This window comes from Flavobacterium difficile (assembly GCF_011392115.1).
GTDB lineage: Bacteria > Bacteroidota > Bacteroidia > Flavobacteriales > Flavobacteriaceae > Flavobacterium > Flavobacterium difficile.
This window is the reverse complement of record NZ_JAAJBT010000001.1, coordinates 352784-379131: the sequence shown is the minus strand read 5'-3', so window position 1 is coordinate 379131 and position 26348 is coordinate 352784. Positions and strand designations below refer to the sequence as shown.

24 protein-coding genes and 1 tRNA gene are annotated in these 26348 nt (G+C 32.3%); 8 read left to right on the top strand and 17 right to left on the bottom strand.

Annotation, left to right across the window (positions count from 1 at the left end):
* Positions 1–86: 86 nt before the first annotated feature.
* The 15 genes from G4D72_RS01610 to miaB form a co-directional block, all read right to left on the bottom strand.
* Entirely contained in the window at positions 87–467 is a 381-nt protein-coding gene (locus G4D72_RS01610) for a hypothetical protein (RefSeq protein WP_166075839.1), read from the bottom strand.
* A gap of 17 nt (positions 468–484) precedes the next feature.
* On the bottom strand, positions 485–754 hold the full coding sequence (locus G4D72_RS01605) for a hypothetical protein (protein ID WP_166075838.1): 270 nt from the start codon (positions 752–754) through the stop codon (positions 485–487).
* Positions 755–758: 4 nt separating this feature from the next.
* Positions 759–1394 carry a hypothetical protein gene (locus G4D72_RS01600; protein ID WP_166075837.1) on the bottom strand — a complete coding sequence of 212 codons (636 nt, stop codon included), beginning with the start codon at positions 1392–1394 and terminating at the stop codon, positions 759–761.
* Between the two features lie 5 nt (positions 1395–1399).
* Complete coding sequence (locus G4D72_RS01595) at positions 1400–2377, bottom strand: RHS repeat domain-containing protein (RefSeq protein WP_166075836.1); 978 nt, start codon at positions 2375–2377, stop codon at positions 1400–1402.
* Positions 2378–2586: 209 nt separating this feature from the next.
* The gene (locus G4D72_RS01590) at positions 2587–2844 is read right to left on the bottom strand and encodes a hypothetical protein (RefSeq protein ID WP_166075835.1); all 258 of its coding nucleotides are present in this window, start codon (positions 2842–2844) and stop codon (positions 2587–2589) included.
* A gap of 323 nt (positions 2845–3167) precedes the next feature.
* Entirely contained in the window at positions 3168–3362 is a 195-nt protein-coding gene (locus G4D72_RS01585; RefSeq protein WP_166075834.1) for a hypothetical protein, read from the bottom strand.
* A gap of 66 nt (positions 3363–3428) precedes the next feature.
* Positions 3429–3501 (bottom strand) — tRNA-Met (locus tag G4D72_RS01580).
* A gap of 771 nt (positions 3502–4272) precedes the next feature.
* A complete protein-coding gene (gene groL, locus G4D72_RS01575) occupies positions 4273–5898 on the bottom strand; it encodes a chaperonin GroEL (RefSeq protein WP_166075833.1) in 1626 nt (541 codons plus the stop codon).
* Positions 5899–6027: 129 nt separating this feature from the next.
* Entirely contained in the window at positions 6028–6303 is a 276-nt protein-coding gene (locus G4D72_RS01570) for a co-chaperone GroES (RefSeq protein ID WP_166075832.1), read from the bottom strand.
* 129 nt (positions 6304–6432) lie between these two features.
* Complete coding sequence (secG, locus tag G4D72_RS01565) at positions 6433–6771, bottom strand: preprotein translocase subunit SecG (protein ID WP_166075831.1); 339 nt, start codon at positions 6769–6771, stop codon at positions 6433–6435.
* A 10-nt stretch (positions 6772–6781) separates the two neighbouring features.
* Positions 6782–7618 carry a tetratricopeptide repeat protein gene (locus tag G4D72_RS01560; protein ID WP_166075830.1) on the bottom strand — a complete coding sequence of 279 codons (837 nt, stop codon included), beginning with the start codon at positions 7616–7618 and terminating at the stop codon, positions 6782–6784.
* 59 nt (positions 7619–7677) lie between these two features.
* Positions 7678–8181 (bottom strand): LPS assembly lipoprotein LptE, encoded by a 504-nt coding sequence (lptE, locus tag G4D72_RS01555; RefSeq protein WP_166075829.1) that lies wholly within the window; start codon positions 8179–8181, stop codon positions 7678–7680.
* A 5-nt stretch (positions 8182–8186) separates the two neighbouring features.
* Positions 8187–9455: a sigma-54 interaction domain-containing protein gene (locus G4D72_RS01550; RefSeq protein ID WP_166075828.1), complete on the bottom strand. Its 1269-nt coding sequence runs from the start codon at positions 9453–9455 to the stop codon at positions 8187–8189.
* Between the two features lie 108 nt (positions 9456–9563).
* On the bottom strand, positions 9564–9947 hold the full coding sequence (locus G4D72_RS01545) for a GxxExxY protein (protein WP_166075827.1): 384 nt from the start codon (positions 9945–9947) through the stop codon (positions 9564–9566).
* A gap of 57 nt (positions 9948–10004) precedes the next feature.
* Entirely contained in the window at positions 10005–11459 is a 1455-nt protein-coding gene (gene miaB, locus G4D72_RS01540) for a tRNA (N6-isopentenyl adenosine(37)-C2)-methylthiotransferase MiaB (protein WP_166075826.1), read from the bottom strand.
* A gap of 218 nt (positions 11460–11677) precedes the next feature.
* Here miaB and topA point away from each other — a divergent pair, with 218 nt between their 5' ends.
* From topA to G4D72_RS01505, 7 genes are all read left to right on the top strand, one after another.
* Positions 11678–14179: a type I DNA topoisomerase gene (topA, locus tag G4D72_RS01535; protein WP_166075825.1), complete on the top strand. Its 2502-nt coding sequence runs from the start codon at positions 11678–11680 to the stop codon at positions 14177–14179.
* A gap of 55 nt (positions 14180–14234) precedes the next feature.
* Complete coding sequence (locus tag G4D72_RS01530; RefSeq protein ID WP_166075824.1) at positions 14235–15377, top strand: formimidoylglutamase; 1143 nt, start codon at positions 14235–14237, stop codon at positions 15375–15377.
* 135 nt (positions 15378–15512) lie between these two features.
* Complete coding sequence (gene porK, locus G4D72_RS01525) at positions 15513–16904, top strand: T9SS ring complex lipoprotein PorK/GldK (RefSeq protein WP_166075823.1); 1392 nt, start codon at positions 15513–15515, stop codon at positions 16902–16904.
* A gap of 60 nt (positions 16905–16964) precedes the next feature.
* Positions 16965–17600 carry a type IX secretion system motor protein PorL/GldL gene (gene porL, locus G4D72_RS01520; RefSeq protein WP_166075822.1) on the top strand — a complete coding sequence of 212 codons (636 nt, stop codon included), beginning with the start codon at positions 16965–16967 and terminating at the stop codon, positions 17598–17600.
* A gap of 52 nt (positions 17601–17652) precedes the next feature.
* Positions 17653–19179 carry a type IX secretion system motor protein PorM/GldM gene (gene porM / locus G4D72_RS01515; protein ID WP_166075821.1) on the top strand — a complete coding sequence of 509 codons (1527 nt, stop codon included), beginning with the start codon at positions 17653–17655 and terminating at the stop codon, positions 19177–19179.
* Between the two features lie 17 nt (positions 19180–19196).
* Positions 19197–20093 carry a type IX secretion system ring subunit PorN/GldN gene (gene porN, locus G4D72_RS01510; RefSeq protein WP_166075820.1) on the top strand — a complete coding sequence of 299 codons (897 nt, stop codon included), beginning with the start codon at positions 19197–19199 and terminating at the stop codon, positions 20091–20093.
* 119 nt (positions 20094–20212) lie between these two features.
* Positions 20213–21268 carry an NAD(P)/FAD-dependent oxidoreductase gene (locus tag G4D72_RS01505; protein ID WP_166075819.1) on the top strand — a complete coding sequence of 352 codons (1056 nt, stop codon included), beginning with the start codon at positions 20213–20215 and terminating at the stop codon, positions 21266–21268.
* Here the strand turns inward: G4D72_RS01505 and G4D72_RS01500 are convergent.
* Complete coding sequence (locus G4D72_RS01500) at positions 21257–21649, bottom strand: DUF983 domain-containing protein (protein ID WP_166075818.1); 393 nt, start codon at positions 21647–21649, stop codon at positions 21257–21259. The genes G4D72_RS01505 and G4D72_RS01500 overlap by 12 nt on opposite strands.
* Before the next feature lie 64 nt (positions 21650–21713).
* Here G4D72_RS01500 and G4D72_RS01495 point away from each other — a divergent pair, with 64 nt between their 5' ends.
* The gene (locus G4D72_RS01495) at positions 21714–23624 is read left to right on the top strand and encodes an ABC-F family ATP-binding cassette domain-containing protein (RefSeq protein ID WP_166075817.1); all 1911 of its coding nucleotides are present in this window, start codon (positions 21714–21716) and stop codon (positions 23622–23624) included.
* 473 nt (positions 23625–24097) lie between these two features.
* Here the strand turns inward: G4D72_RS01495 and G4D72_RS01490 are convergent, their stop codons facing one another.
* The gene (locus G4D72_RS01490) at positions 24098–26245 is read right to left on the bottom strand and encodes a S46 family peptidase (protein ID WP_166075816.1); all 2148 of its coding nucleotides are present in this window, start codon (positions 26243–26245) and stop codon (positions 24098–24100) included.
* Positions 26246–26348 lie beyond the last annotated feature (103 nt).

Below are 26348 nucleotides of genomic sequence, written 5' to 3'. Positions count from 1 at the left end.
TTTTTGTTTAAAAATTTATTTTTACCTGATTATCAATAGATTAATCATATTGAAATATCTATCACTAACTTTGATACATTACCCACTTAATCTGAAAATCTACCCTTAATATCCTCCTTTGAAAATCCAGCATTTAGTATCAATGCTGTATCTGTAATTTCCTCTTCATAAAATGCTTTTATTGAATTTTCATATTTCTCAGAATATATAATCCTATAAAATTTACCTATATTTTCAGAGAAACCTTTTGGAGCACGACCTCCATTTTCTTTATGTTTTACGCCATTGATATAATACACAAAAAAATTAAGTTCTCCTTTTGCCCATTCATCTTGAGAAACATATTTACCCACAGATACTTTACCTTTATTTTCAGTATTATACTTTATAATGTAACTTTCAAAAAGATTATAAACAAAAGTGATTAAAAATACCAATAACACAAGTCTCAAAATTATTTTTTTCATTTTATTTTTAAATTTAGTTATTTGTCTGCTAAATTTGGTAATACATTAGAACCCGTTTCAACTCCAAATGTAGCCATTTTCCCGTATGTTTTTGAAACCCCTTCTCTAAAAATTGGATTAGATTCTATTTTACCTTCAAATTTATTACTTAAAAAGCCACCACCTATTTGAAGAATTCCATGTTCAAAACTCTTTGGGGTTTGAATTCCCCATTTCCTTTCTGCATAATTATAATTAAATGTTTCACCCACAATCATTGGACCTAATCCTGGAACAGCTGAAGACAAAGCTTCAATTTGATTTATTTTTCTTATATCTCCCAGAAATTTTATGACCAAGTTCAATCACGAAATTAGGATTTGATTTTTTAAATTTAAAATATATTTTTTCATTGTTTATAATTAAAGAAAAAAACAAAAAATCTTTTTTTCTCTTTTCAAAGACAATTTTAGAATAATCGTACATACTCATCTTAAGTTCAAGGTAACTGATGTAAGTACTAAAATCTAAATCATTAAACTTAAATAATTGCGAAAACATGTTATTATAAATTCTACCACTTAAAACCAAAATTTCATCATCACTATACGCAATTAAAATTTTATCAAAAAGCAAAAAATGAATCTTATTAATTTCGTTATAAGTTTGTTTTTCATTCTGTTTATTAGTTATAATTTTATTTACATAAACTTCATACAAACTATAATTAGCCAATTTCAAATCACTTCTCTTAATTGAAAAATCTTCAAAACAAAAATCAATTTCGCTTGTTTTAATTTGAGAATTATTAAACTTAGAATATCCTAATTCATTTTTTACAAAAAAGTTTACTTCTTTCTTAAGAAATGATTGAATTGTTTTTAAAGTATCAACATTATTACTGTAACAGTTAAAAAAAACTAATGTAAAGATTAAATATATTTTCATTTTTATTACTTACTTTTCTTATCTTTTTTTTCTTTCTTCTCTTCTTTTTCTGCTTCTTTTAATTCTTTTTGAAACTTTTCCTCTAGCATTTCATATTCTGCAATTTTGTATTTTAAAATAATGAGACCAATATCAATTTGAACACCAAACGCAACTATTCCACTTGGATGACTTTCTCCATAAGGTTTATTTTCTATATGGCCTCCTTTTGCATTTTTTAATAAATCGCCAATTATATAATTTAAGGCAGGATTTATAATACCAAAATAAGCATGTCCAAATTCATGTCCGCCGATTGTAGCTAAAAAATGAGAATCACTACTATCATTTACTAATATTTTTACAGAACCATCTTTTAAATCAATCTTTGTTAATCTATTTGCGTCTTCTAATGTGATTGAAATTAGATCATTAACGTGCTTTTCAGGGTCGTTATATTCTTTTTCATACTTATTAGGATTTATTGCATAAGCTTTAACGATACTTGTTTCATAATCAGTAGTCTTCCAATCACCATCTTTATCTTTAATTATATTAGCTTTTTGTGATGGAAATGTTGTATGACCGTTTAGAACCATGTTATCGGGAACACCTTCTTGAGAAACAATCCCAACAGAAATTTCAATATTAATTTCTGATTTATCTAATTCTTCAAAAATTTCTGGTCTAGTTAATTTTAAAACATCTAGCATAAACTGGACTTTTAGTTTTTGAGATTTGGTTAAATTTTCTGGAATTACAAATTTTTTCCCATCACAATCTATGTATATAATAGGATTGTTTGCAAATGAGTTATAAGTAGTGAGTGAAGGAAATGATTTTTCTTCAGGGTCTCTTACAAACCATCTTCCCACTCTCGGATCATACATCCTTGCTCCAAAATCATAACTATTTCCTTCTCCTTTCACTTCATTATCTTTTTCCGAACCTTGATAACCATAGCGATAGGCACTGCTTGAACCATGCCTATTTGGTACGAGCATTCCAAAAGGATAGACATCATTGTACAGTAAAATAGAATCTGAAACAAGTTCAGATTAAAGAACGTAGTGTAAATATACACTTTATTTTAAACCAACAAAACCAGCCTTTTATTAGACTGGTTTTAGTTGTTTTTATACTTTGTGTGTACGAGCAAGTTGCTCGCACAAGCACGCCACCTTATGCTTGGAGGAGCAGGGAGCTGGGTATATTACCAATTATCATTTTCTTCTTCATGAAAATTAGATCTTATTATTTTAAAACCCATATTTGCTAATCTCATAACAAAATTACTAGCTGTAGAAACATTTTGAGAATTAAATTCGATAATTAGAGAATTACCTTTTTTTAAAATATCGATCATATTAATTATTTCTAAAGGCTTATATTCAGTATATTCTCTAATTACGTTTATAAATTGTATTTGATAAAAACAACTTGGGATATCTTTTATTTCAATTTTATACATTTTTAATCTTTTAATCTATATGATTTATTTTCTTGATCTTGACTATGATTAAATCTGGAGGTAGATTTAATACCTGAAGGGATTATTTCAGATGATTTTTGAGGCGACCCTTTATCTCGTAATGCTTTTAAAAGCACTCTATCTGCTCGACTTGCAAATGAAGTCCCTTGCGGATAGGTATGGTTAATTAAAATGTGATTTCCTTGTAAAAAATTTGAGTCAAAACTAACAAAATTAAAATCTCTAACCGTTCCTCTTTTGTTTTATAATGATTTACGCCACCTTTAATGAAAGGTTGTTTTTCTAATAAGTCTGTTTCAGGATTACGAAAAGAAAAATAAACAAACCATTGTTTTTTTTAATGCTTTTTCTTTTTCATCATTAGAATATTTAGACCATTTTGACACCTCAATGCCACCAGTATAAATTTTAGGTTCGGTATATTTTCTTTTAGGCTTCAATTCAAAAACGTTTACTGATTCGTTTACTGCTGCCAATATATGAAGAATTTTAGACATAAAAAAAAGGCTTTGAAAGTATCCAAAACCTTTTGTTTTCTAGCTCTACAAGCTTTTCTAATTTAGTAGCGGGAACAGGACTCGAACCTGTGACCTTCGGGTTATGAGCCCGACGAGCTGCCTACTGCTCTATCCCGCGATATATGTTTAAATCAATTTGTCAATTTCGAGAATTAATTAGTAAAACTCCTTCTTAATTCGAGTGCAAATATACAACCTATTTTGATTCTGACAAGTAAAACTTAAAAAAAAATTAAATTATTTTGATGTGATAAAAAAACAAGTACATTTGTAATGCAAAAAAAACAAAACTGTGCTTAAAAAAATATTCCATAAATTACTGTTTATCACTTCTCTTTTAGGGCTGATACTCTCTTTTACCCATGGAATAAATACTTTTTCTATCGAACAAAACAACAAAAACACTGTTGTTTCTGTCGGGAAAAATGCTTTAAAAACTTTCGTTATTTCATGAAATTGAAGAAAGCACAGACTATTTAGATTTTTTTCATGAAGAATCAGAATTAGAAGACGACTTTGAATTAGATTGATTCAATTTCAATACCAGTTCGGAAACTTTCGCATCTACGAAAACAGAAAACCAAAAACTCGATACTTAAACTTCATTTTGCCTCCAACTAAAAAGTACCCCATTATACGATTTGTTTTGTAGTTGGAAGCACCATCAAAGTTAATACAACTATTATATCTATTTGCTATAACAGCAAATTCAAATTGTTATTAACTTAATTTAGCATTTAACCAATTATAATCTGACTCAAAAAAAGATCTAGTGAAACTATTTTGAATTATAACAGAGTGTAGTTATAAAACGAAAAAACCGTCCCGATTTTATCGAGACGGTTTTTTTTATACTTCGTACTTCGTAAATCTAACTTCGTACTTAATCTTACATCATTCCTGGCATTCCTCCGCCCATTGGACTTGGAGCTGCATCTTCTTTAATTTCGATTAACGCACATTCAGTAGTTAAAATCATACCTGCAACTGAAGCAGCATTTTCTAAAGCTACACGCGTTACTTTCTTCGGATCGATAATTCCAGCCGATAACATTTGAACGTATTCTCCTGTTTTAGCGTTAAATCCGAAATCACTAGATCCTTCAGTTACTTTTGCAATAACTACCGAACCTTCACCACCTGCATTTTCCACAATTGTACGTAATGGCGCTTCAACAGCACGAGAAACAATTTGAATTCCTGTCGCTTCATCGGCATTGTCTGCTTTTAATGATGCTAAAACAGTTTTAGCTCTCACCAAAGCTACACCTCCACCGGCAACAATTCCTTCTTCCACAGCCGCACGAGTGGCATGTAAGGCATCGTCAACTCTGTCTTTTTTCTCTTTCATTTCTACTTCAGAAGCCGCACCAACATATAAAACAGCTACACCGCCAGCTAATTTAGCCAAACGCTCTTGTAACTTTTCTTTATCATAATCAGAAGTAGATGTTTCCATTTGTGCTTTAATTTGGTTGACTCTACCTTTAATCAATTCCGCATCACCAGCACCGTTCACAATAGTTGTATTGTCTTTATCTATAGAAATTGTTTCAGCAGTACCCAACATTTCTAACGTTGAATTTTCTAATGAATACCCACTTTCTTCTGCAATTACAGTTCCACCTGTTAAAATAGCGATGTCTTCCAACATAGCTTTTCTTCTGTCTCCGAAACCTGGTGCTTTTACCGCAGCAATTTTTAAGCCTCCACGTAATTTGTTTACTACTAAAGTGGCTAATGCTTGTCCGTCCACATCTTCTGCAATGATTAACAACGGGCGACCTGATTGCGCTACTGGCTCTAAAATAGGTAATAATTCTTGTAAGTTAGAAATTTTTTTATCGTACAATAACACATACGGATTGCTTAATTCAGCCACCATTTTGTCTGCATCTGTAACGAAATATGGAGACAAATATCCTCTGTCAAATTGCATTCCTTCTACAACATCAACGTATGTATCCGTTCCTTTTGCTTCTTCAACAGTAATTACACCTTCTTTTCCAACTTTCGTGAAAGCTTTAGCGATTAAATCACCAATAGTTTCATCGTTGTTAGCAGAAATTGAGGCTACTTGTTTAATTTTTTCAGAAGAATCACCAACTGATTGTGTTTGTTTTGCTAAATCGGCAACAATAGCTTCTACTGCTTTGTCAATTCCACGTTTTAAATCCATTGGATTAGCTCCAGCGGCAACGTTTTTCAAACCTTCTTTTACGATAGCTTGTGCTAAAACAGTTGCTGTTGTAGTTCCATCTCCAGCTAAATCATTCGTTTTAGAAGCTACTTCTTTTACCATTTGCGCACCCATATTTTCTAATGGATCAGCTAATTCAATTTCTTTAGCAACTGAAACTCCGTCTTTTGTAACAGTTGGACCACCAAATGATTTAGAAATAATTACATTTCTACCTTTTGGACCTAAGGTTACTTTTACTGCATTTGCTAATGCATCTACACCACGTTTTAATCCGTCACGTGCTTCAATATCAAATTTTATATCTTTTGCCATTGTAATTTTTTGTTTAAAGTTTAAGGTTGTTTTTGTTTAAATTCAACAACTTTTAAATCAATTTTAATAAATAATTTTCTCAGAAAAATAAAGTTTATAACTTAAAACTTTAGACCTGAAATTTAAAGATTATAATACCGCGTAAATTTCGTCTTCGCGCATAATTAGGTAATCTTTACCTTCGTATTTTAACTCTGTACCTGCATATTTACCATATAAAACGGTATCTCCAACTTTCACTGTCATAGTATAATCAGTTTTTCCAGCTCCAACTGCTACAACAGTTCCTTTTTGAGGTTTTTCTTTAGCTGTATCCGGTATGATAATTCCAGATGCAGTAGTAGTTTCGGCTGCAGAAGGTTCAATTACAACTCTGTCTGCAATAGGTTTGATATTTAATGCCATATTAATATGTTAATTTGATTATGTGTTGACTCTATTTCAGAAATTGTGCCAAAGCTAAATTCTGACAAATTTACTTAAATAAAAAAGCCAGCACTGACAGGCTGGCATTTATTACTTATATTTAAATAATTATTTTTTTGTTGTATCGGCAGCTGGTGTTGTTGTAGTTGCAGATTTTGCTGGAGTTGCTGGAGTAGAAACTGGAGTTACATTTTCATCTACTAATTTAGAACCACCTGTACTTCCATTAAAACTTAAAGTTGATAATAAGATCAACACGATAAGTGCACCTCCTAAAACCCAAGTTGATTTCTCTAAAAAGTCGGTAGTTTTTTGAACACCTCCCATTTGACCACCACCACCAAAAGATGAAGACAAACCTCCACTTTTAGGATTCTGAACCATAATAGTTAAGATTAATAAGAAACATACGATGATGATTAATGCTAAAAAAATTGTAAATGACATAACTTCTGTATTAATTATTTTGTTGTAAAATTTTTATATTTTTTATTCGGTCTGCAAAGAAACTACTTTTTTCTGGATATTTCAAAATTAATATTTCATAAGCTTGTATGGCTTTTGTATATTTTTTCTGCTCTAAATAAATTTGCGCTAAGGTTTCTGTCATAATAGACGATGGCATTTCATTACTTTTAGCAATATTTGCTGGCACTGACGTTGTATCTTTAGCTTGAGGAATTTTCGGGTTTAGTTCGATAAATTTTTCAATTAAATCGAATTTTTTTTCTAATTCTGAAGATATTTTAGGTTTTTTTTCTTCTTCTTGACGAACAATAGGTGTAATTTTAGCCAATTGTAACCATTCTGAAAAGGAATGAGTTTCGTTTTTTTCAAATTGTAATGGTTTGCCGATTTGCAATTCAGATTCCACTCTTTCATTCTGACTTATAAGTGATTCATTTGCTACAAATTCTGTTCGAATAGTTGCGTTGGGTTTAGAAATAGTACTTAAATCTATATCTAAAGCCTCTTCTTGCACCAATTCAAAATCGGATACGATAATATTTTGAATTTCTGTTTGGTATTTATCGTATACTTCTTGTTGGAAAACTTTAAAATCATCGGAAGTAATAAAATCAAACAGCACACTTCTATCAGTGGTGTGTGCAGCCGTTTTCTTTAATTCGTAATTGTATCTAAAACTTTCCTGATTATACAATCCTTTCAAATATAAAGCACGAGCACTTTGATAGAAAGGAAATTCTTGCACAATAGTTTCTAACACTAACGTTTGTTTGTCGTTAATGGCCTTAGAATTATTGAGTAAGTTAATATAATCGTTGGTGTTCATTTTGATTAAAGAGCCAAGTTAAAAGTAAAAAGATTAGAGTTTTAAATTTTAAAGTTACCTTACCATTTCGCTAAAGACTCATTAAAAATATCTTGAGTAATGCGTTCATAAATAACATCTAATGCTGTATTTAAGATGGAAGAAGGCAATACATTCGCGTCATAATCGTAATAAAAAGAAAAGCGCTTTTCAAAATTATCGTCTTCAGAATTTTTACTTGAATACCTTACGTTTATTGAGATTGTCATTCTATTTTGTGAAGACTGCTGCTGTGCATTTGCTCCCATTGGAGTGATACGGTATTCTACAATTTCTCCTTCATATAATAAATCGCCACCAGAAGCTACTAAGTCTAAATTGGTTTGATTTAATATCGTATTTTGTAATCTTTGTGTAAACGTTCTTTCAATACCTACTTCCACAATTTCGGCATTATTTGTAAAGTAATTTACTTGAAAGGTTTTGGCATTAATTTTTCCAGTTCCTGTAAAGTTATAACTCACATTACAACTAACAAAAGTTAACAAGGTTAAAACAGCTACTATTTTTATCTTTATTTTCATTTATTTTACAAATCAAATTGTTTAATTTTTCTATATAAAGTTCGTTCAGAAATCCCTAACTCGTCAGCTGCAGCTTTTCTTTTTCCTTTATTTTTTTCTAGCGATTTTTTGATTAACTCTATCTCTTTTGCCTCTAAACTTAGCAATTCCTCTTCATCAATAGCTTCTGCGTACAAGTAATTGTTGTTAAAATCATCATCATCTTCAAATTCTTCTTGTACAATTTCCTCTTCTTCAGGTAAAACTTTGATTTTAGATTCTTGCTCAAAAATAGTATTTTTTTCCTCAGAATTGCCATAAATTTTCTGAATCAACGATTTATTATTTTCTTGAACTTTTGCATTTCCATTTTGCATTAGTTCTAAAGTTAGCTTTTTTAAATCGTTTAAATCGCTTTTCATGTCGAACAAAACTTTATACAGAATTTCGCGTTCGTTACTAAAATCTGAAGTACTTTTTTTCTCACCAACCACTTGTAAAGAATTACTTTCTGTAGTAGGTAAGTATGATTTTAATGTAACTAGAGAAATGTCTCTATTGGTTTCTAAAACCGAAATCTGTTCGGCGGAATTTCTTAATTGTCTGATGTTTCCACTCCAACGATAATGCGTTAAATACTGCACAGCATCATCGGACAATTTAATTGGAGGCATTTTATATTTGTGTGCAAAATCGGCTGCAAATTTGCGAAACAACAAATGAATGTCTTCTTTTCTCTCGCGAAGTGCAGGCAAATTAATTTCTACTGTGCTTAAACGATAATACAAATCTTCTCGAAATTTTCCTTTTTCAATTGCCTCTAACATATTTACGTTAGTAGCGGCAACAATTCGAACATTGGTTTTTTGTACTTGTGAAGAACCAACTTTAATGAATTCACCATTTTCTAAAACACGCAATAATCGAACTTGAGTAGTTAAAGGCAACTCTCCTACTTCATCTAAGAAAATAGTTCCGCCATCGGCAACTTCAAAATACCCTTCACGAGTTCCTGTTGCACCAGTAAAAGACCCTTTTTCGTGTCCGAAAAGTTCTGAATCAATGGTTCCTTCTGGAATGGCACCACAGTTTACTGCAATATATTTTCCGTGTTTTCTGTGTGATAGAGAATGAATGATTTTCGGAATACTTTCTTTTCCCACACCACTTTCTCCTGTAACCAATACAGATATATCTGTAGGAGCAACCTGAATGGCTTTTTCTACCGCACGGTTAAGTTTTGGATCGTTTCCAATAATCTCAAAGCGTTGTTTTATATTTTGAACTGATTCCATATGTTGTTACGAAGCAATTTCGTTTATTTTTTAGCCGCGAATTTTCGAATTTATCGAATTATTTTATGTTGACTAATCTTTTTACTCTACAAATTTTCAAATTTCGAATTATTTTGTACTTACTAATCGTTTTCTTTCTAATGAAGCTTTATTGAAATTTACAATTAATCCAACATCTGCATTTGATAACTTTATATAATTTAATGTTTGAGCTAAATGTTCTTTTGAAATTTCAGTTACAGATTTGATTACAAGAATAATATCTTCAAAAACTATGAAATCTGCATAAAATTTATGTGGAAGAACAATTCCTTTGTATTCAATTTTAAACTCTTTTTCGCGTTCAAACGAAATTCCTCTTTCTTTGAACTCAATTTCTAAAGCATCTTTATAAACAATTTCCAGCAATCCTGGACCCAAACTATTATGCACTTCAATACAAGCACCAATTACCTTAAAGGTGTCTTTATTCCTATAATCTTCTAAACTCATTATTCGTTATCAATTTTTTCGAAAAATTCGAAAATTCGTGGCGTATATTATTATTTTCTAATTCATTATCTCAGAATATCCAACCGCTTCACCAATTAAGGTTCCACTAGTACAATCAGATATTTTTACCATAACGAAATCTCCTGGTTTATAATTTTCTTTTGGAAACACTACCACAGTATTTTGTGAATTTCTTCCACTCCATTGTTGATCTGAACGTTTAGAATCTTTTTCCACTAATACTTCTACAGTTTTTCCTACAAAACGCTTGGTTCTTTCTAAAGCAATACGTTGTTGTAAATCGATAATTTCATTTAAACGACGTTTTTTAATTTCATCTGGTACGTCATCTTCCATTTTTCTTGCCGCTAAAGTTCCTGGTCTTTCAGAATAAGCAAACATAAATCCGAAATCGTATTTTACATATTCTAATAAACTTAAAGTATCTTGATGATCTTCCTCCGTTTCGGTTGGAAAACCAGCAATGATATCTTGAGAAAGCGATATATCAGGAATAATTCTGTAAATGTTATCAATCAACGTCATATATTCCTCACGCGTATGTTGGCGATTCATTTCTTTTAAAATTCTGGTACTTCCACTTTGAACTGGTAAGTGAATGTACTTGCAAATATTATGGTGTTTCGCCATTACTTCAATCACTTCCACATGCATGTCTTGCGGATTAGAAGTAGAGAATCTGAAACGCATTTTTGGGAATTGCGTGGCACATCTGTCTAACAACTGAGCAAAATCTACCGAAGTGGCTTTTTGCATGTCGCTTGCTTTTTCGAAGTCTTTTTTCAATCCGCCACCATACCAAAGGTAACTGTCTACATTCTGTCCTAATAAAGTAACTTCTTTATAACCATTACTCCATAAATCGGCAATTTCTTCAATGATACTTTCTGGTTCTCGGCTGCGTTCACGACCACGAGTAAAAGGTACAACACAAAACGTACACATGTTATCGCAACCACGAGTTATGGAAACAAATGCTGTAATTCCGTTACTGCTTAAACGCACTGGAGAAATATCAGCATAAGTTTCTTCACGAGAAAGAATTACGTTAATTGCGTCACGACCGTCTTCTACTTCTCTCAATAAATTCGGAATATCTTTGTAAGCATCTGGTCCTACAACCATGTCTACAATTTTTTCTTCATCTAAGAATTTTTCTTTCAAACGTTCTGCCATACAGCCTAAAACACCAACCTTCATTTTCGGATTAACGTCTCTTTTCACTGCATTGTATACCTGTAACCGTTTGCGAACGGTTACTTCTGCTTTATCTCTAATGGAACAAGTATTTACCAAAACCAAATCAGCTTCTTCTAAAACTTGTGTAGTATTATATCCTTCATTTGCTAAAATAGAAGCCACAACCTCACTATCTGCAAAGTTCATTTGACAACCATAGCTTTCTATGAATAACTTTTTTTGGTTTTCTTTTTTTGTTTCCAAAACCAATGAAGTTCCTTGTTTACTTTCTTCAATAACCTTTTCTTCCATAACCCGTTTTATAATTTTATTTTCGGAAACTATTTATTTCGAAAATTCAGTCAGCAAAGATAGTACTAAATTTTATTTTCTGCCAAATTGTCAGCATCAGTTTAACAAAATATTTTAAAAAATAGTAGCAAATCAAAAAAACTAATAAATCAAAAAAACTATACCTATATACATTAATCAAAAAAAAAATCTACTTTTGCCAAATCAAATTAATGAAAATGGCGAAGAACTTAGTTATCGTGGAGTCACCTGCAAAGGCGAAAACCATTGAAAAATTTTTAGGAACAGATTACCAAGTAGAATCTAGTTACGGGCATATCGCCGATTTACCATCAAAGGAAATTGGTGTAGATGTAAACGATAACTTCAAACCTAAATATGAGGTTTCTCCGGATAAAAAAGCCCTAGTAAAAAAACTAAAAGACTTATCTAAAAAAGCAGATATGGTTTGGCTAGCTTCCGATGAGGACCGCGAGGGTGAGGCAATATCTTGGCATTTAGCTGAAGAATTAAAATTAGATCCCGCCAAAACAAAACGTATTGTTTTTCACGAAATTACAAAAACTGCCATCTTAAAAGCAATTGAAAATCCGAGAGATATCAATTACGATTTAGTAAATGCACAACAAGCACGCAGAGTTTTAGACCGTTTAGTAGGTTACGAATTATCACCAGTACTTTGGAAAAAAGTAAAAGGCGGTTTATCTGCTGGGCGTGTGCAATCTGTTTCTGTTCGTTTGATAGTAGAACGTGAAAGAGAAATTCAAAATTTCAAACCTATTGCAAGTTATTCCATTAGTGCAGAATTTAAAAACGAAGCCGGAAAAACAGTAAAAGCTAAACTAAGTAAAAATTTTAATACTAAAGAAGAAGCTCAAGCGTTTTTAGAAAAAAACATAAACGCCGATTTTAAAGTGGCCGATTTAGAAACGAAACCAACTAAAAAATCACCAACAGCACCTTTTACAACGTCAACTTTACAACAAGAAGCCGCTCGTAAATTGTACTTACCTGTTGGAATTACGATGCAAATTGCACAACGTTTGTACGAAGCCGGATTAATCACTTACATGAGAACAGACAGTGTTAATCTATCTCAAGAAGCTATGGCAGCTGCTCAAGCTGAAATTACTTCTTATTACGGAAAAGAATACAGCAAACCAAGAAATTACAATACTAAATCCAAAGGCGCACAAGAAGCACACGAAGCGATTCGTCCGACAGATATGAGTCGCCATTCGGTTGATATCGATAGAGATCAAGCTCGATTATATGATTTAATTTGGAAACGTACATTAGCATCTCAAATGAGTGATGCTGAATTGGAACGTACCAATGTGAAAATTGCTGCAAATACACACAACGAATATTTTTCTGCAACTGGAGAAGTAATTAAATTTGAAGGTTTCTTAAAAGTATACTTGGAAGGAAATGATGACGATGAAGAAGAACAAGAAGGCATGTTACCGGCTTTAAAAGTAAATGAAAAACTTAACAATAAATTCATTGCTGCAACCGAACGTTTTACTCGACCAGCAAGTAGATACACCGAAGCCTCTTTGGTAAAAAAATTAGAAGAATTAGGAATTGGTCGTCCTTCTACATATGCACCAACAATTTCTACCATTATCAATAGAAATTATGTAGAAAAAGGTAGCTTCGAAGGAGCAGAAAGAAAATACGAACAATTGACTTTAATTGCAAACGAAATTAAATCGCAAACACTTAAGGAAAATTCTGGTTCAGACAAAGGAAAACTAGTTCCAACTGATATTGGTGGAATTGTTACTGATTTCTTAGTTAAAAATTTTGAAACAATTTTAGATTATAATTTTACTGCAAAAGTAGAACAAGATTTTGACGAAATTGCAGCAGGAAATGAAGATTGGCATAAAATGATGAGTTCGTTTTACAATCATTTTCACCCTATTGTAACAAAAGTTGAAACTACTGCTGAACGTGAATCTGGAGAACGTATTTTAGGAACCGATCCAAAAACTGGAAAACCCGTTTCTGTACGTTTAGGAAAATATGGTGCAATGGCTCAAATTGGTGCTATTGACGATGAAGTAAAACAATTTGCTAGTTTAAGAGCCGAACAAAATTTAAGCAACATCACTTTAGAAGAAGTTTTAAATTTGTTTTTATTACCAAAGTCTTTAGGAACTTATGAAGGGGAAGAAATTGAAGTTAATAACGGACGTTTTGGTCCTTACGTAAAATTTGGAACACAATTTATTTCTTTAGCTAAAGGCGAAGAGCCATTAGACGTTACGATGGAAAGAGCTATTGAATTAATTCAAGAAAAAACAAAAGCAGACGCTCCAATTGCAACCTACGACAATTTACCTGTTCAAAAAGGTGTGGGAAGATTTGGACCTTTCCTAAAATGGAATGGCATTTTTATCAATGTCAATAAAAAATACAATTTCGATAATTTATCTCAAGAAGATATCAACGAATTAATTGAAGACAAACAACAAAAAGAGATTGAAAAAGTACTTCATAATTGGACAGATGAAGGGATAAAAGTGGAAAAAGCGCGTTGGGGAAGATCAGTAATTACAAAAGGAAAAATAAAAATTGAATTAAGTAAAGACGTTGACGCCACAAAATTAACTTTGGAAGAAGTAAAAGAAATGATTGAGAAAAAAGCTCCTGCAAAAAAAACAGCAACAAAAAAAGCTCCATCAAAAAAAGCAGTAGCCAAAAAGAAATAATACCCCATTTATCATTTTTCTTATTTCAGCAACTAATACAATTAAAAAACAATTTATGATATTCGAATACTTACAACCTGTATCGGAAGAAATTCAGAAATTTACAGAAAATTTATCTAATCAAACATTAGGTAAAAAGGTTGTATTGCATACGGAAACCGATTATCCTAATTTAGATAATATTTCGCTAGCTATTATTTGTGTTAACGAAAACAGAGGTGCAGATTTAGATAATGAAACATATAATTTCGATAATTTCAGAAAAACATTATACAGCTTATTTCCAGGAAATTGGAATAAAGGTATTGCCGATTTAGGTGATGCATTAGTTGGAAATGAAACAAGTGACACCTATTTTGTGTTAAAAACCATTTGCACAGATTTAATTAAACAAAAAATCATACCTTTGGTCATCGGTGGATCGCAAGATTTAACCTACGCAATATATCGTGCTTTTGATAAGCTAGATCAAATGGTTAATTTAGTAACTATTGACAATAAATTCGATTTTGCTAAAGAAGAAAAGTTAGAATCTGACTCTTATTTGTCCCGAATAATTGTAGAAGAACCTAATAACTTGTACAACTTTTCTAGCGTAGGTTACCAAACATATTACACATCTCAAGAAGAAATTGATTTGATTGAGAAATTATATTTTGACACCTATAGACTTGGAGAAATTATAAAAAATCCAGCAATTGTAGAGCCCATTTTTAGAGATGCAGATATTATTAGTTTAGATTTGAAAGCAATAAAATCTTCAGATTCTGGAAATACATCTGAATTTTATCCTAATGGATTAGATGGTAGGGAAATTTGCACACTTGCAAGATATGCAGGAATAAGTGATAAAGTAAGTGTTTTTGGCGTTTTCAATCAATTTTATTCAAAAAATGAAAATGAGTTAATCGCTCAAATAATTTGGTACTTTATCGAGGGTTTTCATTTGAGAACTTATGAATATCCATTTGAAGAAAAAACAAATTATTATAGATATACTGTTTTAGCTGATGACGAAGAATTAGTTTTTTATAAAAGTAATCGCTCTGAAAGATGGTGGATTGAAATAAATTACAATAATTTGTACAATAAAAATGTTAAAAAAACGTTACTACCTTGTACAAACGAAGATTATATAGCTGCTTGTAATGCTGAAATCCCGGAAAGATGGTGGAAAGCACACAAAAAAAGCTACTAAAGCATCGTTAAAAAGATAACAATTATCGGCAAAATACATATTTTTTAGTTTTTTTTAAAATAGCTATTGTATATGTCAAAATAAATAGATAGGTTTGAACCCTAAAATAAAATAAAATTTTATAACCCAATTAATATGAAAAAGTTTTTAGTATTATCGGCAGCATTAGCTTTATTAACAAGCTGTGGTAAAGGCGATAAAGGTGAACTGGTAGGAGTTAAAGGCAAGAAATGGTTTTCTGAAAAACCTTATGGCATGTCACTGATACCTGGAGGTGCATTTACTATGGGTAAGTCAGATGATGACATTGCCAACATTCAAGATGCTCCAACTAAAACTGTTACAGTTCGTTCGTTTTATATGGATGAAACCGAAATTACAAATAGTGAATACCGTCAGTTCGTAGAATGGGTCAAAGATTCAATCATCAGAACTAGATTAGCTATTCAGGCAGAAGAAGCAGGTGCTAAACCAGCAGAAGGAGGAAGAAGCGGAAAAAAAGGTGGTAGTATTGGCGACTATGGTTTTGCCGATGTAGATCCAGAGAAAATGACAGCATATGACAAATATATGTACGAAAACTATTATAGTGTAGGTACAGAAGATGACATGTATGCAAACAGAAAAACAAATAAAAAAATAAAATTGATTACAGAAACATCTAAATATCCAGATGCGGATTATGTTGAAGTAATGGATTCTATGTATTTACCTGAATCAGAATCGTTTAATGGGTTAAAAACGATTGATGTAAGTAAATTAAAATTCAAATACAATCAAGTTGATTTAAACAAAGCAGTTAAGAAAAAAGGGCGTAAAGGATTTTATGATGATGTGCCACCTTTAGAAATTTATCCAGACACTACGGCTTGGATTAAAGACTTCGCTTACTCTTACAACGAACCAATGCATAATGATTATTTTTGGCACCAAGCTTATGGAGAATATCCAGTGGTTGGAGTTTCTTGGAAACAAGCAAAAGCATTTTGTGCTTGGAGAACGATGTACAAAAACTCATATGTAAAAAAACAAAAAGGTAGAGACCAAGTAAACTCTTTCCGTTTACCAACTGAAGCAGAATGGGAATATGCGGCAAGAGGAGGTATTGAATCAGGAACATATCCTTGGGGAGGTCCATATGCTAAAAATGACAGAGGATGTTTCTTAGCTAACTTCAAACCAAACAGAGGAGATTATGCTGCTGACGGTGCATTATACACTGTAGAAGCAAAATCATACGAGCCAAATGACTTTAACTTATACAACATGGCTGGTAACGTTTCAGAATGGACAGAAACAGCTTACGATGCTGGAGCATATGAATTCGTTTCAAGTATGAATCCAAATGTAGCAGATCCTAAAAACCAAAGAAAAGTAGTTCGCGGAGGATCATGGAAAGATGTGGCTTTCTTTTTACAAGTTTCAACACGTGATTTCGAATATGCAGATTCTGCTAGAAGTTACATCGGTTTCAGAACAGTTCAAGATTATATGGGAACAGATGCTACTGGAACAAGACCAAAATAATTATTTAAAGAATTAACTTAACTAAATTAATATACTTAACTAACTAAAAATTAAAAAATTATGGCATTATTAAACAAAAAAACAATGGGGTTCCTTTATGGAATGGGGGCAGCAGTAGTAATTGTTGGAGCACTTTTTAAAATTCAACACTGGCCAGGTGCGGGACCTATGTTAATTGTTGGATTATTAACTGAAGCATTAATTTTTGCTTTATCAGCTTTTGAACCTGTGGAAAAAGATTTAGATTGGTCATTAGTATATCCAGAATTAGCTGGAGGTGACGCTAAACCAAAATCTTTGAAAAAAGAAAATCCTGCAGAAGCTCAAGGTTTATTATCTCAAAAATTAGATAATTTATTAAAAGAAGCTAAAATTGATGGTGAATTAATGGCTAGTTTAGGAAATAGCATTAAAAATTTCGAAGGTGCAGCTAAAGGCATCGCTCCTACTGTTGATGCAATGGCTTCACAAAAGAAATATGCTGAAGAAATGGTTAAAGCATCTAGTTCTTTAGAAGCTTTAAACAACTTATACGCAGCTCAAGTAGATGCAGCTCAGAAAAACGCTGAAGCTAATGCTCAAATTGCAGAAAATGCAGACAAATTAAAACAACAAATGCAAACTATGACATCAAACATTTCTTCATTAAATGCTGTTTATGGTGGAATGTTATCTGCAATGCAAAACAAAGGATAATTAGTTTTATCAAATAAATTACAATTTAATTAACTAAACTAATTATTACGAAATGGCAGGAGGAAAATTAACCCCTAGACAGAAGATGGTAAACCTAATGTACTTGGTTTTCATCGCAATGTTGGCATTAAACATGTCAAAAGAAGTATTATCAGCTTTCGGTAATTTTAACGATAAATTTACTGAATCTAACAAATTAACTGACGAAGCAAATGGAAACTTACTTTCTGCTTTAAATACAAAAGCAAGTGATGAACCAGCAAAATATGCTGAATCTGCAAAAAAAGCGTCAGAAGTAGCTAAAATTTCAAAAGATTTTGTTACTTTCATTGAGAGTGTTAAAGGCGAAGTTACTTCAGCTTATGAAGTTGATGAAAATGGAAAGTTACCATTTGAAGCAATGGATAAATCAAGTATTGATGAAAAATGGTTTTTAGGTGACGGATACAGTGCAAGAGGAAAAGAAATTGTTGGAAGAATAGATAAATATGTTGCTGATATTAAAAAGGTATTAGGATCAGATGTTAAATATATTCCTTTCATAAAAGAAATTGAAAAGAAATTTTCAACTGCTGATATCAAAAACAGAGAAGGATTAAGTATTAAATTTTTAGATTACAAAACTAAAGGTTTCCCTGATGTTTCTACTCTTACTTTTTTAACAGCTTTACAAAATGATGCAAAAAACACAGAAGCTGGAGCTTACAACTTATTTTTAGGAAATGCATTAAAAACTGCAGCTTCTATGAAAAACTTTCAAGCTATTGTGGTTTTAGATAAAAATGCATATTTCCAAGGGGAACAAGTTACAGGTAAAGTAGTTTTAGGTCGTTATGACGCAAATACTCAACCAACTTCATTCAAAGGACCAGGTAAAATTCAAAATGGACAAGCTGTTATCTCTATGACTGCTGGTGGAATTGGAGAACAAACAATCTCTGGTCAATTTGGATTCTTAGAAGATGGTAAAGAAATACCATTAAAATTTGAAGGTACTTATGTGGTTGTACCAAGACCAAACTCGGCTACTATTTCTGCTGACAAGATGAACGTAGTTTATCGTGGTGTTAATAACCCAATGACTATATCATTCGCAGGAGTTTCTAATGATAAAGTTAAAGCAAGTGCACCTGGAATGACAGGTTCTAATGGTAAATATGTTTTAAGACCAGGTGCTGGTAATACAGTAATGATTAACGTTAGCGCTACATTACCTGACGGTAAAGTAGTTTCAGATAAAAAAGAGTTCCGTATTAAAGGTTTACCTGCTCCAACTGGAAAAGTTAGAGGTATGGTTGCTGCTAGTGGACCTGCTTCAAATTTAGAAGTTGTTTCAATTTCAGCTGAAATGGAAGACTTCGATTTCCCTGTAACAGCTAACGTAACTCAATTTAACGTTAAAGTTCCGGGACAACCAACTATCGTAGTTCAAGGAAACAGAATGGACGCAAGAGCTAAAGCCGCAATTAAGAAAGCAGGAAGAGGCGATGTTGTAATTATTTCTGAAATTAAAGCTACTTTCGTTGGAATCGACCAAAGACCAAAAAGCATTTCGCCTTGTACATACGAAATCAAGTAATTTAAATAAATAATAAAATGAATTGGAGAAATTTTTTATTAGTAACAGTATTTAGTATAAGCACGTTATCGTTTGCTCAGTCTAATTTACTAAATGCAAAAACACCTGCTGAAATTGGTAAAAAAACAGAAGCAGAAATGATTGCTGACAATGACAAACCTTTACCTTACGGATACGTTGGTGATAGAGATGTCTTAATGGGAAAAACAGTATGGGAAATTATTGATGTTAATCAAAGAGTCAATTTTCCAATGTACTACCCAATTGAAGGTGATTTAGGTCCAGATAGAAAACCTTTATATGATGTTTTAACTCAGGCAATGAGAGACAAAAAGATCACTGAAGTCTATGACTCTGGTTACTTTACTGCTAAGAAAACATTAGAAGATATTGAAAAATCTTTGGTATTTACTGATACTACAGATCAAGGTATTGAAGAGTTAAATGCTGGAGCAAAATCTGTTTCAGAAGAATATATTGTAAAAACTGAAATTAAAGCAATTGATGTTCAAGGATACAAAATCAAAGGATTATGGTATTTTGATAAACGTCAAGGAGAACTAAAATATAGATTGATGGGTATTTGTCCATTAGTTCCAGATGTTTACACCATGAATTCTGAAGCTGGTAAAAATGAACCACCAATTGAATTATTTTGGGTTTACTTTCCTGCAGCAAGAGAAATTTTACATGGTGCGAAAGCATTCAATGAAAAAAACTCTGCCATGCCATTCTCATTTGACCACTTATTAAATGCTCGTCGTTTTGGCGCAGTAATTTACTTAGAGGAAAATGTTTACGGAGACCGATTAATTAAAGACTACATGAAAGAAAATTCTCAAATGCAGTTATTAGAATCCGAAAGAGTAAAAGAAAAAATACGTAATTTCGAATTAGATATGTGGAATTACTAATTAAAATATTTCTCCAATCATAATATACAAAAACTCTTACTTCGGTAAGAGTTTTTTTTTGTTTTATAAAAGTAATACACGCAATAAGTTTAAATTTGTAACAGTTTTAAAAAATAAAAATGGAAGTTGATTATCTTATTATCGGTTCTGGATTAGCCGGAATATCCTTAGCACAAACTTGTCTACAAAATCAGAAGAAAATTTTGGTACTAAATGATAATTCGCAAAACTCAACAACAATTGCTGGAGGGTTATACAACCCAGTTGTATTAAAAAGATTTACTAAAATTTGGGAAGCTGAAGCACAATTAAAAATTGCTATACCTTTTTACAAAAAATTAGAAACTTTATTACAAGAAGAATTTTTATATGAAATTCCGCTACTAAGAAAATTAAATTCCATTGAAGAACAAAACAATTGGTTTACCGCATCAGACAAACCTACGCTATCCACATATCTAGATCCTAATTTAGAAACTTTGCAAAATGAATTCGTATCAAACAACTATAAATTCGGAAAAGTAAATCAAACTGGATTTTTAGACACAAAAAAACTTAAAGAATCGTATACAAAGTACTTAATTTCTATAAATAGCTATTTAGAAGAAACCTTTGAACACTCTAAATTAGTTATTAAAGAAAATCATATTGAATATAAAACCATTAAAGCCAAACAAATTGTTTTTGCAGAGGGTTTTGGCTTACAAAACAATCCGTATTTCAACAATTTACCACTTGACGGTACAAAGGGTGAACTTTTTATTATCAAAGCTGAAAACTTAAATTTAAAAGAAATCATCAATTCTAGCATTTGGATTTTACCTATTGAAAATAATTTATATAAAGTAGGCGCCACTTACAACTGGGCAGACAAAACTACTAACCAAACTGAAGAAGGTAAAAACGAATTACTAACTAACTTAAAAAATTTAATTAGTTGTGAATTTGAAATTATCGAACACTTAGCCGGAATCCGACCAACTGTAAAAGATAGAAGACCTCTTTTAGGCAGACACCATGAACAAAAAAATCTATATATTTTAAACGGAATGGGAACAAGAGGCGTACTTTTTGCTCCTTACCTATCCGACAAATTATTCCAATTTATTGAAAACAATGTCGAATTAGACAACGAAATTTCTATCAATAGAATTTACAAAAAATTATTGCGCTAATTTTTCTTTCCAATTTTTATCAAAATCAATAAAAAAATTGATCCAAATATTTCTCGATAAGCGCATGATTATAGTGTTACACAAAATCAACGCCACAACAATAGCAATAAAGGAAGTTTTTAAAGTAGCTTGAAATCCGTAATGTGCAATCAAAAATGTGATAATTCCAATTCCTACTCCTAAACCATAACTCACAAACATAGCACCAAAAAAGAAAGAAGGCTCAATTTTATATACCTGACCACAATGGGAACACTTTTCATGCATGGCATAAATTTTCATCACGTTAAACGGATTGCCATCTAAATACATACTTTCCTCATGACATTTTGGACAACAACCTGTTACCATCGCATAAATTTTTGATCCTTTACCAAACATTTGTCTATTTTTTATGCAAAGGTAAGATAAGAGTAGTACTTTTGCAGATTATTAGAAAAAAATCATGCTGAATATACACAATCTTTCTGTTTCCTTTGGTGGAACGTATTTATTTGAAGAAGTAACCTTTAGAATGGGCGCTGGAGACCGCGTAGGTTTGGTTGGAAAAAATGGGGCTGGTAAATCAACCATGCTTAAAATTTTAGCTGGAGATTTCAAACCTGATTCTGGACAAATTGCAACAGAAAAAGAAGTGCGCATCGGATTTTTACGTCAGGATATTGATTTTGAAGGCGGAAGAACGGTTTTAGAAGAAGCCTACCAAGCGTTTAAAGAAATTAAACTTTACGAAACAAAAATCGAAGAAATCAACCATCAATTGGTAACCAGAACAGACTATGAAAGTGAAGCGTATTCCGAATTGATTCAGCAATTAAGTGATTACCAACACCAATATGAAATTCACGGAGGCTATAATTATGTGGGTGATACCGAAAAAATCTTATTAGGTTTAGGTTTCAAACGCGATGTCTTCGAAAATCAAACGGAAACCTTTTCTGGTGGATGGCGTATGCGTATTGAATTAGCGAAATTATTACTTCAAAACAACGACATCTTACTTTTAGATGAGCCCACCAACCACTTAGATATCGAGAGTATCATTTGGTTAGAAAGTTTTTTACGAAATTATCCTGGCGTGGTAGTAATTGTATCGCACGATAAAATGTTTTTAGATAATGTGACAAATCGTACCATTGAAATTTCTTTAGGAAAAGCGTATGATTTCAACAAACCATATTCGCAATATTTAGAATTACGTCACGAAATTCGCGAGAAACAATTGGCTACTCAAAAAAATCAAGCCAAAAAAATTGAAGAAACAGAAAAATTAATTGAGAAATTCCGCGCTAAAGCTTCTAAAGCCTCGATGGCACAATCTTTAATTAAAAAATTAGATAAAGTAGAACGTATTGAAGTCGATGAAGACGATAATTCAGTGATGAATATTTCGTTTCCAGTTTCAAAAGTTCCAGGAAGAGTGGTGATTGAAGCGGAACATGTAACGAAAGCTTACGGCGACAAAACCATTTTAAAAGACATTTCGCTTTTAGTAGAACGTGGCAGTAAAATTGCGTTTGTAGGTCAGAATGGCCAAGGAAAATCTACATTCATTAAAGCGATTGTAAACGAATTTGAATATGAAGGTTCTATAAAATTAGGACACAATGTGCAAGTCGGCTATTTTGCGCAAAATCAGGCAGAATATTTAGATGGTGAAATTACCTTGCTACAAACTATGGAAGATGCTGCAACTGATACTAATCGTGCAAAAGTACGCGACATGTTAGGTTCGTTTTTATTCCGCGGTGATGATGTAGAGAAAAAAGTGAAAGTACTTTCTGGAGGCGAGCGAAATCGTTTGGCTTTGTGTAAGTTGTTGTTGCAACCCATCAACGTGTTGGTGATGGATGAGCCTACGAATCACTTAGACATTAAATCGAAAAATGTATTAAAAGCCGCATTACAGAAATATGAAGGCACGCTCCTACTCGTTTCTCACGATAGAGATTTCTTACAAGACATGTCGAATTTAGTATACGAATTCAAAGACCAAAAAATTAAAGAATATTTAGGCGATATCAATTATTTCTTAGAACAACGCAACTTGGAAAACATGCGCGAAGTGGAGAAAAAAGATACCGAGAAAAAAGAAGTAACGGCAAACAATAATTCTAAAACTTCTTACGAAGACCAAAAGAAAAACAAATCGTTACAAAACCGCTTGTCTAAAATCGAAAGTCAGATTCAACAATTAGAAAAAGACATTCAAAACGACGATAAAGAATTGGCATCCAACTACGACAAACATGCAGAAAATGCCGCATTTTTCACCGCATACAACAAGAAAAAGCAAGAATTAGACAAGTTATTAGAAGATTGGGAAATCGTACAAGGAGAAATTGATAATTTGTAGCTCAATCCAGCTTTCCATTACAAAATTTTGGTTCCACTTTAAGTTTTTAAAAGTGATAAAAGCGCTTCTTAGGTCGCGTTTCACCACTAAAAAAGCTAAAAAAGCGGAACCAAAATGTTTTCCATTGCAATCTGGGCTAGAGTCATTCGTTTTGTTAGAAATTTAGACTACTTATCCAATTACGTTATCACCTGCAAGGTTTTTTAAACCTCGTAGGTGTTCTTAGTCATACAAAAACCTTGGAAAATTATCAATAAAAGACATGTAACTTTTGAAAACCGGATTCGCGTTAGTGATGGGAACGGCATCTCCCGATTTTTCATCGGGAATATAGTGGACAGCACGACCTCGTTGTTGCAACAAACTTTCTATTAAACGCAAACTTGTACAACGAGGGAACGCCCAAAAAAACTTCATAAAACAAAAAAAGTCCCGATTACTCGAGACTTTTTTTACTATTGAAACTTAATGAATTACTTCACTAAAGTCATTTCATCTACAATGTGTTTGGCACCAGAGAAGTTTTCAATTACCCAAAGTACATAACGAATATCTACGTTAATTGTTCTTTGTAGTTTTTTATCGAAAATTACGTCACCAGCCATAGCTTCAATGTTTCCATCAAACGCTAATCCGATTAATTCACCTTTTCCGTTTAATACAGGAGAACCTGAGTTACCACCTGTAATATCGTTATCAGTTAAGAAACAAACGTGTAAAGAACCGTCTTTATCTGCATAACGACCGTATTCTTTTTTAGCATTCATGTCTAAAACTTTTGTAGGTAAATCGAATTCTAAATCTCCTTTTTTGTATTTTTTAACTTGTCCGGCTAAAGTAGTATAGTTGTTAATTGTAGCGTCATTTCTTTTATCAGCTGGTAACGAACGAACTTTTCCGTAAGTTAAACGTAAAGTTGAGTTTGCATCTGGATATAAAGTAGTACCAATTTTAGATTCTCTTAAACCTTCCACCAATAAACGGAAAGAAGCTCCGAAATCGTTTTGCGCTTTCATTAACTCATCACTTCTTTTTCCGAAATGAGCCGTTAAATCGTTCGATAAAACATATAATGGATCGTTTGTTAGCATTGCCTCACTTGGTAAATCTAAGAAAGCTTTAATTCTGTCTTTAGAAGTAAAAATACTTAAATCGAACGCAGCACTTACATATTTAGTAAAATCACCATTATTTTCCTTAGCTAACTTTTCTGCAACTGGAGCTAATGCATAACCTGCTTTTTTAGTATATAAACTTAACTGAGCCGCTAAAATGTCTTTTTCAGCAGGAATGTGAACTTCTTTAAACATTTCATCTGCCATTTCTAAAATAGCAGGAGCCATTTCAGCACGTTTCGCAGCATCTGCTTTAGTATATACATCTAATTGTCTTCCTAAAGATCTACTCACTGTTCCGAAAGCTGACGTTCTGAATAATTGTTGTAAATAGTTATCGTGACGAGATTTTTCATTCGTCATGGCATAATATTTATTGATTGTAGCTACTACATTACCATATTTGGCTTTATTAGCTGGTTTATTAGCCCAAGTATTAAATTTAGCTTCTTGCGCCGCTTTTGATTTAGCAGTACCAAATTTAGTTAAGGCATCAATCATACCTTGACGGTTTTTCCAGTAATTGGCAACACCAGCAAATTTTGAAGCGTAAATTAAGTTTAAAGCATCCGACTGCACCATGTATTTTTTCATGTTGTCCATACCTGTTTTAGAACCTTCTACCCAAGCTGGATAAGCAAATTTTACGTTTTGCTCAATTCCACCTGCTGGCATCCAACGGTTTGTACGACCTGGATAACCTAAAATCATGGCGAAATCATTTTCTTTTACACCACCTAAATTAACTGGTAAGTGGTGTTTTGGTTTTAAAGGCACATTATTCGGAGAATATTCTGCTGGATTACCATTAGCATCTGCATAAATTCTGAACATTGAGAAATCTGCTGTATGACGAGGCCATTCCCAGTTGTCTGTATCACCACCAAATTTCCCTAAACTTTCTGGAGGTGTTCCCACTAAACGTACATCTTTATAATCTTGATAAACGAAATAGTAATATTCATTTCCTTGAAAAAATGGACGAACAGAAACCGTATATTTTCCGCCTTCGTTATTTTCTTTTTCGATTTTTGCAATTTCAGCATTGATTGCTTTTTCTCTATCTGCTTCACTCATTCCTGGTGTTACAACAGATAAAATTCTTTTAGAACAATCGTCCATACGAACGAAAAAACGCACGAATAAACTAGAAGGTTTTAATTCCTCTTTTCTATTAGCTGCCCAATATCCGTCTTTTAAATAATTTTTTTCAGCAGTTGATAGTTCTGCAATTGCATCATAACCACAGTGGTGATTGGTTAATACTAATCCGTCTTTAGAAATTAATTCAGCTGTACAACCTCCGTTAAATTGCACAATGGCATCTTTTAAGCTGTGATTGTTAATACTATAAATTTCCTCTGGCGTTAATTGTAACCCCATTTTTTGCATATCGCGGTGGTTCAATCTTTCGATAAACATCAAAAACCACATTCCTTCGTCGGCCTTAACACTAAATGGAACAAGCATAAATGCCGCCACTAAGGATAGAATAACTTTCTTCATAATTAGTTAGTTTAAATTTTAAAATCTTAATTTACAGATTTCGTAAAATAGTTTGTTATTTGTGTTGCGAATATACTTTATTTTTAAAAAAAAATCTAAATTT

Coding starts and splice junctions, on each gene's coding strand:
- G4D72_RS01610 (WP_166075839.1), bottom strand. CDS start 467: ATGAAAAAAATAATTTTGAGACTTGTGTTATTGGTATTTTTAATCACT.
- G4D72_RS01600 (WP_166075837.1), bottom strand. CDS start 1,394: ATGAAAATATATTTAATCTTTACATTAGTTTTTTTTAACTGTTACAGT.
- G4D72_RS01595 (WP_166075836.1), bottom strand. CDS start 2,377: ATGCTCGTACCAAATAGGCATGGTTCAAGCAGTGCCTATCGCTATGGT.
- G4D72_RS01590 (WP_166075835.1), bottom strand. CDS start 2,844: ATGTATAAAATTGAAATAAAAGATATCCCAAGTTGTTTTTATCAAATA.
- G4D72_RS01585 (WP_166075834.1), bottom strand. CDS start 3,362: ATGTCTAAAATTCTTCATATATTGGCAGCAGTAAACGAATCAGTAAAC.
- groL (WP_166075833.1), bottom strand. CDS start 5,898: ATGGCAAAAGATATAAAATTTGATATTGAAGCACGTGACGGATTAAAA.
- G4D72_RS01570 (WP_166075832.1), bottom strand. CDS start 6,303: ATGGCATTAAATATCAAACCTATTGCAGACAGAGTTGTAATTGAACCT.
- secG (WP_166075831.1), bottom strand. CDS start 6,771: ATGTCATTTACAATTTTTTTAGCATTAATCATCATCGTATGTTTCTTA.
- G4D72_RS01560 (WP_166075830.1), bottom strand. CDS start 7,618: ATGAACACCAACGATTATATTAACTTACTCAATAATTCTAAGGCCATT.
- lptE (WP_166075829.1), bottom strand. CDS start 8,181: ATGAAAATAAAGATAAAAATAGTAGCTGTTTTAACCTTGTTAACTTTT.
- G4D72_RS01550 (WP_166075828.1), bottom strand. CDS start 9,455: ATGGAATCAGTTCAAAATATAAAACAACGCTTTGAGATTATTGGAAAC.
- G4D72_RS01545 (WP_166075827.1), bottom strand. CDS start 9,947: ATGAGTTTAGAAGATTATAGGAATAAAGACACCTTTAAGGTAATTGGT.
- miaB (WP_166075826.1), bottom strand. CDS start 11,459: ATGGAAGAAAAGGTTATTGAAGAAAGTAAACAAGGAACTTCATTGGTT.
- topA (WP_166075825.1), top strand. CDS start 11,678: ATGGCGAAGAACTTAGTTATCGTGGAGTCACCTGCAAAGGCGAAAACC.
- G4D72_RS01530 (WP_166075824.1), top strand. CDS start 14,235: ATGATATTCGAATACTTACAACCTGTATCGGAAGAAATTCAGAAATTT.
- porK (WP_166075823.1), top strand. CDS start 15,513: ATGAAAAAGTTTTTAGTATTATCGGCAGCATTAGCTTTATTAACAAGC.
- porL (WP_166075822.1), top strand. CDS start 16,965: ATGGCATTATTAAACAAAAAAACAATGGGGTTCCTTTATGGAATGGGG.
- porM (WP_166075821.1), top strand. CDS start 17,653: ATGGCAGGAGGAAAATTAACCCCTAGACAGAAGATGGTAAACCTAATG.
- porN (WP_166075820.1), top strand. CDS start 19,197: ATGAATTGGAGAAATTTTTTATTAGTAACAGTATTTAGTATAAGCACG.
- G4D72_RS01505 (WP_166075819.1), top strand. CDS start 20,213: ATGGAAGTTGATTATCTTATTATCGGTTCTGGATTAGCCGGAATATCC.
- G4D72_RS01500 (WP_166075818.1), bottom strand. CDS start 21,649: ATGTTTGGTAAAGGATCAAAAATTTATGCGATGGTAACAGGTTGTTGT.
- G4D72_RS01495 (WP_166075817.1), top strand. CDS start 21,714: ATGCTGAATATACACAATCTTTCTGTTTCCTTTGGTGGAACGTATTTA.
- G4D72_RS01490 (WP_166075816.1), bottom strand. CDS start 26,245: ATGAAGAAAGTTATTCTATCCTTAGTGGCGGCATTTATGCTTGTTCCA.